The sequence below is a fragment of the Amycolatopsis sp. PSD-21 genome (genome assembly GCF_055561455.1).
In genome coordinates this window covers 5,798,160-5,812,739 of sequence record NZ_CM145712.1, presented here as the reverse complement: position 1 = coordinate 5,812,739, position 14,580 = coordinate 5,798,160, and the positions used below count along the sequence as shown (strand labels likewise).

At 68.8% G+C, this 14,580-nt stretch carries 13 protein-coding genes; 10 read left to right on the top strand and 3 right to left on the bottom strand.

Going from position 1 to position 14,580, the window contains the following annotated elements; translation table 11 throughout:
- Positions 1-4 precede the first annotated feature (4 nt).
- Positions 5-3,391, top strand: coding sequence for a tetratricopeptide repeat protein (locus ACZ1DY_RS27090; protein WP_465481287.1), 3,387 nt, complete (start codon positions 5-7; stop codon positions 3,389-3,391).
- Here the strand turns inward: ACZ1DY_RS27090 and ACZ1DY_RS27085 are convergent.
- On the bottom strand, positions 3,372-4,064 hold the full coding sequence (locus tag ACZ1DY_RS27085) for a DNA alkylation repair protein (protein ID WP_257485861.1): 693 nt from the start codon (positions 4,062-4,064) through the stop codon (positions 3,372-3,374). The two genes, ACZ1DY_RS27090 and ACZ1DY_RS27085, sit on opposite strands and share 20 nt — an antisense overlap.
- A 185-nt stretch (positions 4,065-4,249) precedes the next feature.
- On the opposite strand from ACZ1DY_RS27085, the gene ACZ1DY_RS27080 reads away from it, so the two are divergent.
- Positions 4,250-5,836 (top strand): alpha/beta hydrolase, encoded by a 1,587-nt coding sequence (locus ACZ1DY_RS27080; protein WP_465481286.1) that lies wholly within the window; start codon positions 4,250-4,252, stop codon positions 5,834-5,836.
- 301 nt (positions 5,837-6,137) lie between these two features.
- Here ACZ1DY_RS27080 and ACZ1DY_RS27075 read toward each other — a convergent pair whose 3' ends face one another.
- Positions 6,138-6,587: a DUF6294 family protein gene (locus ACZ1DY_RS27075; protein ID WP_465481285.1), complete on the bottom strand. Its 450-nt coding sequence runs from the start codon at positions 6,585-6,587 to the stop codon at positions 6,138-6,140.
- 215 nt (positions 6,588-6,802) lie between these two features.
- Here ACZ1DY_RS27075 and ACZ1DY_RS27070 point away from each other — a divergent pair, with 215 nt between their 5' ends.
- Positions 6,803-7,297, top strand: a complete 495-nt coding sequence (locus ACZ1DY_RS27070; protein WP_126734045.1) for a helix-turn-helix domain containing protein — start codon at positions 6,803-6,805, stop codon at positions 7,295-7,297.
- Between the two features lie 42 nt (positions 7,298-7,339).
- Here the strand turns inward: ACZ1DY_RS27070 and ACZ1DY_RS27065 are convergent, their stop codons facing one another.
- The gene (locus tag ACZ1DY_RS27065; protein WP_465481284.1) at positions 7,340-8,305 is read right to left on the bottom strand and encodes a helix-turn-helix transcriptional regulator; all 966 of its coding nucleotides are present in this window, start codon (positions 8,303-8,305) and stop codon (positions 7,340-7,342) included.
- 90 nt (positions 8,306-8,395) lie between these two features.
- On the opposite strand from ACZ1DY_RS27065, the gene argC reads away from it, so the two are divergent.
- From argC to ACZ1DY_RS27030, 7 genes are all read left to right on the top strand, one after another.
- Entirely contained in the window at positions 8,396-9,424 is a 1,029-nt protein-coding gene (gene argC, locus ACZ1DY_RS27060; protein WP_465481283.1) for an N-acetyl-gamma-glutamyl-phosphate reductase, read from the top strand.
- Positions 9,421-10,581 carry a bifunctional glutamate N-acetyltransferase/amino-acid acetyltransferase ArgJ gene (argJ, locus tag ACZ1DY_RS27055; RefSeq protein ID WP_126734042.1) on the top strand — a complete coding sequence of 387 codons (1,161 nt, stop codon included), beginning with the start codon at positions 9,421-9,423 and terminating at the stop codon, positions 10,579-10,581. Before argC ends, argJ begins: the two co-directional genes overlap by 4 nt.
- Positions 10,578-11,498: an acetylglutamate kinase gene (argB, locus tag ACZ1DY_RS27050; RefSeq protein ID WP_034321637.1), complete on the top strand. Its 921-nt coding sequence runs from the start codon at positions 10,578-10,580 to the stop codon at positions 11,496-11,498. The genes argJ and argB overlap by 4 nt, the downstream gene beginning before the upstream one ends.
- On the top strand, positions 11,495-12,688 hold the full coding sequence (locus ACZ1DY_RS27045; RefSeq protein WP_465481282.1) for an acetylornithine transaminase: 1,194 nt from the start codon (positions 11,495-11,497) through the stop codon (positions 12,686-12,688). Before argB ends, ACZ1DY_RS27045 begins: the two co-directional genes overlap by 4 nt.
- Before the next feature lie 16 nt (positions 12,689-12,704).
- Entirely contained in the window at positions 12,705-13,631 is a 927-nt protein-coding gene (gene argF, locus ACZ1DY_RS27040; protein ID WP_126734040.1) for an ornithine carbamoyltransferase, read from the top strand.
- A gap of 73 nt (positions 13,632-13,704) precedes the next feature.
- Positions 13,705-14,226 carry an arginine repressor gene (locus tag ACZ1DY_RS27035; RefSeq protein WP_034321647.1) on the top strand — a complete coding sequence of 174 codons (522 nt, stop codon included), beginning with the start codon at positions 13,705-13,707 and terminating at the stop codon, positions 14,224-14,226.
- Positions 14,216-14,569 carry an adenine nucleotide alpha hydrolase family protein gene (locus ACZ1DY_RS27030; protein ID WP_126734039.1) on the top strand — a complete coding sequence of 118 codons (354 nt, stop codon included), beginning with the start codon at positions 14,216-14,218 and terminating at the stop codon, positions 14,567-14,569. The genes ACZ1DY_RS27035 and ACZ1DY_RS27030 overlap by 11 nt, the downstream gene beginning before the upstream one ends.
- Positions 14,570-14,580: the final 11 nt, after the last annotated feature.

Here is a 14,580-nt window from a genome sequence, read left to right as displayed (position 1 = left end):
ACCTGTGTCACGTCCAGACGGTCGGTCCAGTATCCAAGACATCGCGCGCGCCCGGTTGAGCGACGGTTTCGTCGGCAGGGTCGGGGAACGCGAGGACTTCCGGGTCAATCTGGGGCTGCCGGGGGACGACCGGCGCCGCCGGTACCTGTTCTCGGTGCACGGTCTCGCGGGGGTCGGCAAGTCCTTCCTTCTCGATCAGCTTCGCGGTATCGCCGAGGAAACCCGTGCCGCCGTCGGTTTCGCCGACGACCGGCAGCAGGATCTGCCCGCGACCTTGGTCAAACTGGCGAAGGACCTCGCTCGCGGCGGGTACGAGATGCGCCGCTTCGAGAAACGCTACGAGTCCTATCTCAAGGCGAGGGAACGGCTTCACCGCGATCCGCAGGCTCCGGCCGCCGGGCGCGAACTAGTGACGAAGACCGTGGTCAAGGCCGGGCTCGGGGTCGCGAAAACCCTTCCGGGCGGGAGTATCGCCGCCGACGCCATCGACGCGGACGCGACGGCGAAACAGCTGGAGCAGCTCCAGGTCTACCTCGCCGCGAAGTTCAAGCGGAAGGCCGATGTCCAGCTTCTCCTGGAACCGGCGGAGGAGCTGACCAAACCGTTCGTCGAGGATCTGTGGCGTATTCCGGAGAACCGGCAGATCGCGCTGTTCTTCGACACCTTCGAGCGCACCGCGCCGGTGCTGGAGACGTGGCTGCTCGACCTGTTCGGCGGGCTGTACGGCGATCTCCCGCAGAACCTGGTGTTCACCGTCGCGGGCCAGCTCCCGCTGGACGAGGCGAAATGGAATCGGCACGCGCCGCTGGTGCGCGAGATCGAACTCCGGCCGTTCACCGAGCCGGAGGCACGCCGCCTGCTCGCCGAACACGGGATCACCGAGGAGAAGGTCGTCGAGATCGTGCTCCGGCTGACGGACGGCCTGCCCGTGCTGGTCGCCATGCTGGCTCGCGGGAACCCCGCCGAGGCCGACGCCGTCGGCGACCCGAGCGACGACGCGGTCAAGCGGTTCCTGCACTGGGTTCCCGAAAAGGCCAGGAAGGACATCGCGGCCACGGCGTCCCTGCCACGATTCCTGGACGAAGACGTCATCGGCGTGCTGACCGGCAAGGAGAGCGCGGGCGAGATCTTCCGCTGGCTGCGGGAACTGCCGTTCGTCGGGCGCCGTGAGCTCCCGGTGCGCTATCACCCGGTCGTCCGCGGCCCGATGGTGCGCATGGAACGCGGCCGATCGCCCGCCGAGTTCGCCGAACGTCACCTCAAGCTCAGCGAGTACTACGAAAGCCGGTGCGCCGAACTCGGCCTGAGCCACCACCGCGACGCCTGGAGCGACGAGCGCTGGCAGAAGAGGAAGCTCGAACAGACCTATCACCGGCTTTGTGGTGCTCCGGCCGACGCCCTGCCGGACGCGCTGCTCGGCGCGGCCGAGATGATCACCAGCGGCACCGCGCCCGCACGAGCTTGGGCGCGCATGATGGAGCAGGCGGGTGCCGACGCGGACGCGCCCTCGGTGCTGGGCTGGGGCCAACGGCTGACCGCCGCGATCGGCGACGGCGACGGCCCGCGGGAGATCCCGGTGCTCGACCTGCTCGCCGGCGCCGGCGAACTCGACGCCGCGCGGCTATCGACGGTGATCCGGCGGCGCGCCTGGGCTCACGAAGCACAGGACGACATCGCCGCGGCGACACGGGATCTCGACCGGGCTCTCGATCTGAACCCCGCCGATCCTTACCCGTGGAGCGATCGGGGCAACCTGTTCCGCAACGAGGGTGACTGGGACCGGGCGCTGTCGGATCTGAACCGGGCGATCGAGCTCGACCCCGGCTACGCCTATTCATGGCGCGGACGTGGTTCCGCCCGCGCCGAACTCGGCGACCTCGACGGTGCGATGGCGGATCTCGACGAGGCCGTCCGGCTCCAGCCCGATCACAGGTGGGCCTACTCCATCCGGAGCGAGGTGCACTTCAAACGCGGCGACATCCGGAAGGCGATCGACGAGATCGACATCGCGATCCGGCTCGACCCCGACTACGCCTGGGCCGTCCACTACCGGGCCACGCTGTTCGCCGAGCTGGGAGACGACGCCGAAGCGCTCGCCGGTCACCGCGCGGCCGCCACCCTCCGCCCCAAAGACGTCTACTACCTGACCGAGCTGGCGTTGTTCCTGGAGCGGACGGAAGACGGGGACGCCGCGTCGGCGGCCTTCGACGCGATCGTCGCGGCGGATCCCGGCAGCGCCAGGGCACACGCGCTCCGGGCCGCGTTCCACCACCGCGGTGAGCGGTACCGGCTCGCCGTCGACGGTTTCACCGCCGCACTGCGGATCGACCCGGACTACGAGTGGGCGTACTACATGCGCGGCCAGGCGCACCACGGTCTGGACGAGCACCGCACGGCACTCGCCGACTTCGAACGGGCCATCGAGCTGGCCCCCGACGACGCCGAGAACCATCTTCAGCGTGGGGTGATGCTCAGCAGGCTCAAGGACAACAGCGCCGCGGTGAACTCCTTGAGCCGCGCCATCGAACTCGACCCCGGCAACGAATGGGCACACACCTGGCGTGCGCTGGCCCATCAGCGCTCCGGTGATTCCCCGGCGGCCCTCGCCGACATCGACGTCGCCGTCGCGGCGAATCCGGAGATGGCCTTCTTCCACACCACCCGCGGTGACATCCTCGGCGACCTCGACCGGCATGACGAAGCCCGGGCGGCACTGGACGAAGGAGTACGGCTGGGACAGGACGGCGGGTACGCCCTGTACCGGCGCGCCCGGCACCGCCTTCTTTTCGGTGATCAGGAAGGCGCGTTGGCCGATGCGGAAAGCGCGCTGGAAGCAGGGCATGACGAGAGCGCCCGTGCCCTTCGCGCGGAGATCCGCCGCCGGGCCGGTGAGTACGGGGAGGCCATCCGGGAGCTGCGCGAACTGGTCGCCTCGGACCCGGAGGACACCGAATACCGCGAAAACCTCGGGGAGGCCTTGCTGTTCGCGGGGGAGACCGACGAGGCGGAGGCGCTTCTGGCTCCGCTGGCACCGGAATTCGGCTGGGCGCACAACCTCCTCACGCTAGTCTGGCTGAAGACCGGGCGAACGGAGGAAGCCCGCCGCGCGCTGAACGAAGGCCTCGACAAGGCCAACGCCCGGATCGCGACCGGCGTCTTCGACTGGGACGTCCAGCTCCAGCCGCTGTTCTACCTCCTCGTGCTCGGGCGCGAGGACGAAATGACCCGTGATCTCAAGGCACTTCTCGAGAAGGGCGCGCCCCAGGAAACGCGCTTGGAGCTGCTTCACGATCTCAAGGAGCTCCGAGTGCTGATGCCCGAACTCGGCGGGGTGATCGAGGATCTCATCGCCCTCGTCCCCAGGCCGGTGCTCAACCTCCGAGATGCTTGAGCGCCTCCCTTCTGGACAAAGTGGACAGTGCCGGATGCGCGGTGACGAAGGCGCGCACCCAGTCCGGCTCGGTCTTCGCGTACTCGCGCAGGGCCCAGCCGATCCCTTTGCGCAGGAAGAAGTCCTTGTCGTCGATGTTGGCTTCGACGGCACGGGTGAGCAGGTCGGTGTCCGTTCCGCCCTTGGCGCCGATCTGGCAGATGACCGAAGTGCGGCGACGCCACCTGTCCTCGTCGTAGGCCCAGGTCAGCATCAGCGTGGTCACCGTCTCCGGCTCCGCCCGCAGGATCGGCCCGACCCGGCGGATCGCGACTTCGTCCACGTAGTCCCACCAGGCGCCCGTCACGATCATCTCCTCGTAGAGACCGAGCAGATCGCCGTCCTGCCAGCGGGCGTAGGCACGATGGCCGGACAGGGCGATCGCCGCGTAGCGCTCTTCACGGAATTCCGCTTCGCGCCACAAGGTGAGAACGGCCGTCGAAAAACTCACTCGATCGGGTAGCGGATGCTCGGCGTAAACCCGCTTCAGCAAGGCCGTCCGAGGCGGGGACGCCACCCCGAGGAACGGCATCTCCGACTTCATGTACGCCCGCATCGCCGGAGCCTTCTCCGGATCGGCCAGCCCGGCCAAACCGTTGCGAACCGCCGAAACCAGGCTTTTCACCTCGTCCACGCGTTCTCCTTTCCCCAGTGGGCGCCGCGAGCGTACGACAGGGGACCGACAAGACGGATATGCCCGGATCGAGGCGCGGATACCGACTAAAGAGGGATGGCGGTCAACGTGTCGGTCAGCGAGATTGAAGCCGGTTCTCGGTAGCTTCGGCCCGACCGGGTCGAACGCGGACGAAAAGGAACACAGTGAAGAAATTCGTTGCCGCCCTGGCGGTCGCGGGGATCGGCGCCGGCACGATGGCGCTCGCTCCCTCCGCCACGGCCGCCTCGGCGTCGGACTTCGATCCGAAGCCCATCTCCTGGGGAGCCTGCACGCGCCCGAGCCTGGTCAAGGCCGGCGCGGAATGCGGTTTCCTCGAGGTCCCGTTGGACTACGCGAAACCCGGCGGCGAGAAGATCTCGATCGCCGTCTCGCGTGTGAAGCACAAGGCCGCCAAGTCGCAAGGCGTCATGCTGGTCAACCCGGGCGGACCGGGCGGCTCCGGCCTCGGCCTCTCGACCCTCGGCAGGGCCGTCCCCAAGAAGGCGGGGGAGGAGTACGACTGGATCGGCTTCGACCCGCGCGGCGTGGGGGAGAGCAAGCCGTCGCTGACCTGCGACGGCAACTACGCCTCCTACAACCGCCCGCAATACGTGCCGACCACGCGCGCCATCGAGACGGCGTGGCGTGAGAAGGCGAAGGGCTACGCGAAGGCGTGCGCCAAGAACGGCGCGATCCTCGACCACATCAAGACCATCGATGTGGCGAAGGACGTCGACAGCCTGCGCAAGGCGCTGGGCGAGAAGCAGATCAACTACTACGGCTTCTCCTACGGCACCTACCTCGGGCAGGTCTACAGCACGCTGTTCCCGCAGAACGTGCGGCGGATGGTGTTCGACGGCACCGTCGACCCCCGCGACGTCTGGTACAAGGCGAACCTGAACCAGGACATCGCCTTCGACAAGAACATCAAGACCTACTTCGGCTGGATCGCGAAGTACGACGACGTCTACCACCTCGGCAAGACCGCGGCCGCGGTCGAGAAGCTGTGGTACGCCGAGCAGAAGAAGCTGTACGACAAGCCCGCGGGCGGTGTCATCGGCGGGTCCGAGTGGACGGACATCTTCCTTCAGGCCGGCTACTACGTGTTCGGCTGGGAAGACATCGCGAACGCGTTCGCCGGCTGGGTGCACAAGGGTGACTGGCAGACCCTGAAGGGCCTGTACGACAGCTCCAACCCGCCTGGCCAGGACAACGGCTACGCGGTGTACGTGGCCGTGCAGTGCACCGACGTGGCGTGGCCGCAGAGCTGGCCCCGCTGGAAGTTCGACAACTGGGTCACGCACTTCCGGGCGCCGTTCGAAACCTGGGGCAACGCCTGGTTCAACGCGCCGTGCCTCGACTGGCCCGCGAAGCCGGGCAAGCCGGTGGAGATCGACGGGAGCAAGGTCCCCGGCATCCTGCTGATCAGCGAGGAGAACGACGCCGCGACGCCGTACCCCGGCAGCATCGAGGTCCGCAAGCGCTACCCGAACTCCAGCCTGATCAGCGCTCCGGGCGGCACGACGCACTCGGGTTCGCTGTCCGGTGTGTCCTGTGTGGACGACAGGATCGCGGACTACCTGCTGACCGGGAAGCTGCCGGTGCGCAAGCCGGGCAACGGCTCGGACGTGCAGTGCTCGCCGGTCCCGGCGCCGGTTCCCGCCGGTGCGTCGGCGGCGGCCAAGTCCGACGTGCCTTCCGCGGTCACCGAAGTGAAGAAGGAGGCGCTGGCCCAGGCGCTGCCTCTCTGAGTTTCTCGCCAGAGAACGCCCCGGTCAGGATTTCCCGGACCGGGGCGTTTCTTTGCTCTGATGCTCCTCGGCGTGGTTGCGAAGGCCACTTTCGCAACCTTCAACGTTGCGAAAGTGGCTTTCGCAACGTGCGGCGGCGGTGGTCGTGGATGGTTCGCCTGACCTGCCGAGGGCGTGTCGCGAAAGCCACTTTCGGGACATCAGACGTCCCCAAAGTGGCTTTCGCGACATGGCCGTCGAGGACCTTGGTGAGGTTCCCAATGCGACATTGGGAACACTGAGCAGCCGCCCCGCGCACCCCTCAGCAGTGGCTCGTGATCCGCATGCTGTGGATGCGGTCGAAGAACCCGGCGTCGAACGACCCCTCGGCGAACCACCAGTGCCACACGTTCTTGACGGTGCCCTTGACGAACTTGGTGTCACCGCCGTGATGGATGGGTCCGAGGACGATTCCGTTGCTGTCCAGGGTGTTCACCCACATCAGCCACGCGTCGTTGCTGTCGCTGCTGACGATCGTCGCTTCGAACGAAGCGCTGCCGTTGCGTCTGAGCGTCCACTTCGCGTTGTCCATCGTGCAGTCACCCGCCTGGATACGACCCCAGCTGAACCAGCAGGAATCCGCTCCGGTGCAGGTGGCCTGCGCGGTGGTGGAACCCGTCGTCCCCGCCGAGGCGGGCGTGGCGAAGACGGTCCCGATCGTGAGCACGAGCATCGTCACGAAAAGCGACATCCGACGCGCTGTGGTTTTCATGTTTTCTCCCCGAAAATCGTCGATCCGTACCGGTCTGTGCGCAAAGCTAACTCGCGGCCGACCGCGGTCACGATCACTTAGGTGCGGCAACAGGGGTGGCCGATAGTGCGTGACCGGCACCCTCTCGCCCCCGAATGCGATGAAAGTTCCGCTCACGCATCGAATCCTCTCGCCGCGCCGGAAAACTGTCGGCGCCGCCCGTTAGCGTCCCCGGCATGACCATCGTCGAAGAGCACCGGACCGAGATCCGCGTGCAGGACACCGTTTATCGCATCGAGGTCGCCGCCCGCGAGGGTGGCGGCGCGGCCGGAGAAGACCGCTGGGTGACCGTCATGGTCGGCGGAGCCGGACCGCAGGAGGAGCCTGTCGCCGAAGGCAGGCTCGACATCGACGCCGAAGCCGTACCGGCCTTGGCGACCGTCCTTTCCGACACCCTTCTGGCGTTCGCCGGGCGGGGCAACGGAAGGAACGGCCGCCGAAGATCGGCGGACCGCCCCGCCCATCAGGGCTCGCCGTGGTCCGACGAGCTGGACGCGGAACTGGAAAGCCGTTGGCTTGCCGGGGAAAGCGTCGAGGAGATCGCACGGCGGTTCGAGCGGACACCGGGCGGGATCCGTGCCCGGCTGCCCAGGGTCGGCTGCGACCCGGAGCGCCGGGGCGCGTACCTCCCGATCCCGCCGAGCAGACGCGAGGTAGGTGAACTCGGTTGAACCGGGGCGGTCGCGAGGGCGGGTGCGTCCTCGCGACCGCCGTCAGTCCACTGTGGACCGCGTTCCGCGCTGAGCCCGGTCCGCCATCTCCCGGAGATGAGTGATCAGTTCCGGCGGTTCGTGCACGGTGAATTCACAGCCGAGCCCGAGGATCCGGAACGCGAGCCAGTCGAGCGTGTCCGTGCCCGCGTGGAGAACGCAGCTCTCGTCGTCGATCGGTTCCAGCTCGCCGGATCCCTCGCCGATCGCGGGGGAGACCTGGGCGATCGGCGCGTGCAGGGTCACGCGTGCGCTGTAGGTGGGAAGGAGGCTGTACATCTTGTCGGTGACGTAGGCCGCCACGTCCTTCGCGGGTGGCTGTCTCGGTGTCGCCCGGCCACCGGTCGCCCGCGGTTCCGAGATCCGGTCCGCGCGGAAGATCCGCCAGTCGTCCCGGTCGAGGTCGTAGCCGAGCAGGTACCACCGGCGCCCGGCGGAGACGAGCCGGTGCGGTTCCACGTGCCGCCGGGATTCGGTCCCGTCGCCGGTGCGATAGCCGAACCGGGTCCGTTCGGTGTTGGCGATCGCGCCCGCGAAGACCGTGAGGTGTTCCGGGTCCACCGCAGAACCGGTGCCCGGGATGGGCACGGTCGCGGCGCCCAGCGCGCCGACGCGGTACCGCAGCCGCGACGGCAGCACCTGCTCGAGTTTGGCCAGCGCCCGCACCGAAGACTCCTCGATTCCCGAGATCGCCTGGCCGGCGGCGCTCCGGAGACCGACCGCGATCGCGACGGCCTCCTCGTCGTCGAGCAGCAGCGGCGGCATCGCCGTGCCGGCGCCCAGCCGGTAGCCGCCTTCGGAACCTCGCGACGCCTCGACGGGGTAACCGAGCTCACGCAAGCGATCGATGTCGCGCCGGATGGTCCGCGGACTGACCTCCAGTCGCTCGGCGAGCTCGCTGCCAGGCCACTCGCGAGGGGTTTGCAGGAGTGACAGCAGGCTCAGCAGCCGGGCGGGCGTGTCGGTCATGCGATCAAGGATGCCGGTACCGAGTCCCGTATCGGGTGAGCCACACGACTTTGTTTGATTGAACTTGCATGGGAGTGCATAATCATGCGTATGACGGTGAAGATCGCGGTGGCCGGAGCCAGCGGGTACGCGGGCGGCGAACTCCTGCGCCTGCTGCTGACCCATCCCGAAGTCCAGATCGGCGCGCTCACCGCGGCCAGTTCCGCGGGGACCCCGCTCGTCCAGCATCAACCGCACCTCGCGCCACTGGCCGACCGTGTCCTGCTGGAGACGACCCCGGAGACCCTGGCCGGGCACGATGTCGTCTTCCTCGCCCTGCCGCACGGCCACTCCGGCGCGATCGCCGCGCAGCTGGGCCCGGACGTCCTGGTGATCGACCTCGGCGCGGACCACCGCCTCTCGGACGCGGCCGACTGGCAGCGCTGGTACGGCGGCGACCACGCGGGGCAATGGCCGTACGGGCTCCCCGAGCTCCCCGGCGCCCGCGAGCGCCTCGCCGGGACCAAACGCATCGCGGTCCCCGGCTGCTTCCCGACCGGCGGTTCGATCGCCCTCGCCCCGGCGCTCGCCGCGGGCCTGGTCGAGCCGGAGGTCAACGTCGTGGCCGTCACCGGGACCTCGGGCGCGGGCAAGAGCCTGAAGCCGAACCTCCTCGGTTCCGAGGTGATGGGTTCGGCCACCGCGTACGGCGTCGGCGGTGCCCACCGCCACACCCCCGAGTTCGCGCAGAACCTTTCCGCGGTGTCGGGTGAGCGGGTCAAGGTCTCGTTCACCCCCGTGCTCGCCCCGATGCCGCGCGGCATCCTCACCACCGCGAGCGCCCCGCTGAAGACCGACCTCGACGCCGACGGCGCCCGCGAGGTCTACGAAAAGGCGTACGCCACCGAGCCGTTCGTCCAGCTGTTGCCCGCGGGCCAGTGGCCGTCCTCGGCTTCGGTCGTCGGCTCGAACAACGTCCAGCTGCAGGTCACCGTCGACGCCGACACCCGGCGCCTGATCGTGATCGCGGCCATCGACAACCTGACCAAGGGCACCGCCGGAGGTGCCGTCCAGTCGATGAACATCGCACTGGGCCTCCCGGAAACCACCGGACTACCGACCGTAGGAGTCGCTCCGTGACCGTCACCCAGCCGAAGGGATTCCGTGCCGCGGGCGTCGCCGCCGGGATCAAGGCCGAGGGCAAGCTCGATCTCACGCTCGTCGTCAACGACGGGCCGCTCCAGGTCGCGGCCGGTGTGTTCACGCGCAACGTGATCAAGGCCGCGCCCGTGCTGTGGTCGCAGGAGGTGCTCAAGCAGCAGCGGCTCAAGGCCGTCGTCCTCAACTCCGGCGGCGCGAACGCCGCCACCGGCCCCGGCGGTTTCCAGGACACCCACAAGACCGCGGAGAAGGTCGCCGAACTCCTCGAAGCCGGTGCGATCGAGGTCGCGGTCTGCTCGACCGGCCTGATCGGCGAACGGCTGCCGATGGACGCGCTGCTTTCCGGCGTGGACACCGCCTTCGAAAGCCTCGGCACCGGTGCCGAGGCCGATCTCGCCGCGGCCACCGCGGTCATGACCACCGACACCAAGCCGAAGCAGGCGGTCGCGAAGCACGACAGCGGCTGGAGCGTCGGCGGGTTCGCCAAGGGCGCGGGCATGCTCGCCCCGAACCTCGCGACGATGCTGTCGGTCCTCACCACCGACGCGGTCGTCACGCCAGAAGTCCTGGACAAGGCCCTGCGCGCCGCCACCGGCGTGACCTTCGACAGGCTCGACGTCGACGGCGGGACCTCCACCAACGACACGGTGCTCGTCCTCGCGTCCGGCGCCAGCGGCGTCGAACCGACCGAGGCCGAACTGACCGAGCTCCTCACCGCCGTCAGTCTCGACCTCGTGCTGCAACTGCGCGCGGACTCCGAAGGCGCGACCAAGTACGTCGACGTCACGGTCACCGGCGCGGCGAGCGAGGCGGACGCCATCGCCGTCGGCCGGACGATCGCCGAGGACAACCTGGTCAAGACCGCGCTGTTCGGTTCGGACCCGAACTGGGGCCGGATCGCCATGGCGCTGGGCCGGGTGCCCGCGAAGATCGACCCGGAGAAGGTCGCCATCGCGATCAACGGCGTCACCCTGTTCGCCAAGGGCACCACCGCGGCGGACCGCTCCGAAGCGGACCTCTCGGGCCGGGACATCCAGATCGTCGTCGACCTCGGTCTCGGCGAAGGCGGGGCGACGATCTACACGACCGACCTCTCGCACGCGTACGTCGAAGAGAACAGCGCGTACTCCTCATGAGCCCTTCCGAATCCACCGTCCCCGCGGACGAACGGCTCGCGACCGCCGCCGAGAAGGCGTCGATCCTCATCGAGGCCCTGCCCTGGCTGCAGCGCTTCCACGGCGCCACCGTCGTGGTCAAGTACGGCGGCAACGCCATGATCGACGAGAGCCTCAAGCAGGCCTTCGCCGAGGACATGGTCTTCCTGCGCATGGCCGGGCTGCGGCCGGTGGTGGTGCACGGCGGTGGCCCGCAGATCACCGCGATGCTCAACCGGCTCGGCGTCGAAGGCGAGTTCAAGGGCGGCCTGCGCGTCACCACCCCCGAGACGATGGACATCGTCCGCATGGTGCTGACCGGTCAGGTCAGCCGTGAGCTGGTCGGCCTGATCAACGCGCACGGCCCGTACGCGGTCGGCATCTCCGGCGAGGACGCGCGGCTGTTCACCGCCGAGCGCAAACAGGCCACTGTGGACGGTGTACCGGTCGACATCGGGCTCGTCGGCGAGGTCTCCGAGGTCAACCCGGACGCGGTGCTCGACATCGTCAACGCGGGCCGGATCCCGGTGGTGTCCACCGTGGCCCCGGACGTCGACGGCGTCGTGCACAACATCAACGCCGACACCGCCGCCGGCGCGCTGGCCGCGGCGCTCGGCGCGGAGAAACTCGTCGTCCTCACCGACGTCGAGGGTCTTTACGCCAACTGGCCGGACCGCGGATCGCTGGTCGACCGGATCCGAGTGGACCGCCTCGAAACGCTGCTGCCCGGCCTCGCCAGCGGCATGATCCCGAAGATGGAGGCCTGCGTGCGCGCCATCCGCGGCGGCGTCCGCCGGGCGCACGTGATCGACGGCCGCATCGCCCATTCGGTTTTGCTGGAGGTCTTCACCTCCCGCGGTATCGGTACCATGGTCTTCCCCGAAACGGAGCTCCCGTGACCACGTACAAGTCCAATGTAGACGGCCAGGAGCACTGGAAGTCGTCCCTCATGGACAACTACGGCACCCCGGCGCTGACCTTGGTCCGCGGTGAAGGCGCGAAGGTCTGGGACGCCGACGGCAAACCGTACGTCGACCTGCTGGGCGGCATCGCGGTGAACGCGCTCGGCCACGCGCACCCCGCCGTGGTCGCCGCGGTCACCGAGCAGGTCGCGAAACTCGGGCACACCTCGAACCTCTACGTGAACCCGGTCGCCGTCGAACTGGCCGAAACCCTCCTGGACGTCGCCGGCCTGTCAGGCAACGCGAAGGTGCTGTTCGTCAACTCCGGCGCGGAGGCCAACGAAGCCGCGCTGAAGATCAGCAGGCTCACCGGCCGGACCAAGATCGTCGCCTGCGAGGGCGCCTTCCACGGGCGCACCATGGGCGCGCTCTCGCTGACCGGCCAGCCGTCGAAGCGGGACGCCTTCGCGCCGCTGGTCCCGGGAGTCACGCACGTTCCGTACGGTGACGTCGACGCGCTTCGCGCCGCTGTGGACGACGAAACCGCGGCGGTGTTCCTCGAGCCGATCCTCGGGGAGGCGGGCGTCGTCCCGGCGCCGGACGGCTATCTCCAGGCCGCGCGGGAGATCACCAAGGCGACCGGGACCCTGCTGGTCCTCGACGAGGTACAGACCGGCATCGGCCGCACCGGCGCGTGGTTCGCCTTCCAGCACACCGGCATCGTGCCGGACGTCATCACGCTGGCGAAGGGCCTCGGCGGCGGCCTCCCGATCGGCGCGGTCATCGGCGTCGGCAAGGCGGGGGAGCTGATGAAGCCGGGGCAGCACGGCACCACCTTCGGCGGTAACCCGGTCTGCTGCGCCGCTGGGCTCGCCGTGCTCAAGACCATCGCCAAGGACAATCTGAACGACCACGTTTCCGCGCTGGGCAAGGACATCGCCTCCCGGTTGGAGGAGCTCGGCCACCCGCTGGTGTCCGGGGTCCGCGGTGCGGGCCTGCTGCTCGGCATCACGTTGCGCGAACCGGTCTCGGCGACGGTCGCCAAGGCCGCGCAGGACGCGGGGTACCTGGTCAACCCCATCGCACCCGACACCATCCGGCTGGCACCGCCACTGATCCTGAGCGCCGAAGAGGCCACGGGATTCCTCGAAGCCCTTCCCGGGGCGCTCGATTCCACCACCACCTAGGACAGAGACGAAACGCATGCTCCGCAACTTCCTCCGTGACGACGATCTCAGCCCCGCCGAACAGGCCGAGATCCTCGACCTCGCCGACCAGCTGAAGGCCGAGCCGCTGAGCTCCCGCGCGCTGGAGGGCAAATCCGTCGCGGCGATCTTCGAGAAGAACTCCACCCGGACCCGGTTCTCGTTCGAGGTGGGCATCGCCCAGCTCGGCGGCAACCCGGTCATCGTCGACGGCCGCTCCATGCAGCTCGGCCGCGAAGAGACCATCGAGGACACCTCACGGGTGCTTTCGCGGTACCTGGACGCGATCGTCTGGCGGACCTTCGCCCAGAAGCGCATCGACGCGATGGCCTCGGCGGCGAGCATCCCGGTGATCAACGCGCTCACCGACGAGTTCCACCCGTGCCAGGTGCTCACCGACCTGATGACCATCCGCGAGCGCAAGGGCAAGCTCGCCGGGCTGACCCTGGTGTACCTCGGCGACGGCGCCAACAACATGGCGCATTCGCTGCTGCTGGGCGGGACCACGGCCGGGATGCACGTCCGCGTCGTCTCGCCGGAGGGCTTCCAGCCGGATCAGCAGGTCATGCTCGACGCGAAGCACCGGTCCACGGAGACCGGCGGCAGCACCACGGTCTTCACCGATCCGTACGCGGCCGTCGAAGGCGCGGACGTCGTCGTCACCGACACCTGGACCTCCATGGGACAGGAGAACGACGGTCTCGACCGGGTCGGCCCGTTCCGTGAGCTGCAGGTCAACGCGGCGTTGATGCGCCGCGCCGCGGACGAGGCGATCGTGCTGCACTGCCTGCCCGCGCACCGCGGCTGGGAGATCACCGACGAGGTCATCGACGGACCGGCCAGCGCGGTCTGGGACGAGGCCGAGAACCGGCTGCACGCGCAAAAGGCGCTGCTGGTGTGGCTGCTTGGCAAGGAGGCATCGTGAGCCACACTGGCGAAGCCTCGCTCGCGCATGCCGACCGGGTGTGGGTGTCCCGCACTGGCACAGAGAAGCGACGATGACCGGCAGCAGGGTCACCCGGCAGGCACGGATCACCGAACTCGTGTCCACGATGGCCATCCGCAGCCAGACGGAGCTCGCGAAGCTCCTGGCGGCGGAAGGTATCGACGTCACGCAGGCGACGCTTTCGCGGGACCTCGACGAACTGGGCGCGGTGAAGCTCCGGGGTGCCGATTCCGGCGCGCCGGTGTATGTCATCCCCGAGGACGGCAGCCCGGTACGCGGGGTGCAGGGTGGCACGTCCCGGCTTTCGCGGTTGCTCGCCGAACTGCTCGTTTCGGCGGACTCGTCGGGCAACCTGACGGTGCTGCGCACCCCGCCGGGCGCGGCGCAGTTCCTGGCCAGCGCCATCGACAGGGCGGCGCTGGAGGAGGTCGTCGGTTCCATCGCCGGCGACGACACGGTCGCGGTGATCGCGAGGGAACCGCTGTCCGGCAAAGACCTGGCCGAGCGCTTCATGGCGCTGGCCCGACGGTCGTCCACAGTGGACGGCGGTGAGGAGACCGAGGGTGACGCCTGACGGGTTCGCCTTCCCGGATGACCCGGAAAAGCTGGTCATCACCTTCGACGAAGGTGTGCCGGTGGCCATCGACGGGGAGACCGTGACGCTGCTGGAAGCCTTCCAGCAGCTGAACCTGCGTGTCGGCGCCTTCGGGCTCAAAGGACGCGAGATCTACGAGGGACCTGCCGCGAGCGCACTGGTCACCGCGCACGAGGAACTGCAGAAGGTCAGTACCGGGCGGGTGTCCGGCGAGGTGCGGCTGGTCCTGCACCGCGGCAACGCGGTCGTGAACTCCGCGCGCGACGAGCGCGCGCTGTACGACTTCACCACAGGCGCTACCTTCGACCGGTCGGTCGCCTGAAGAGAACCAAG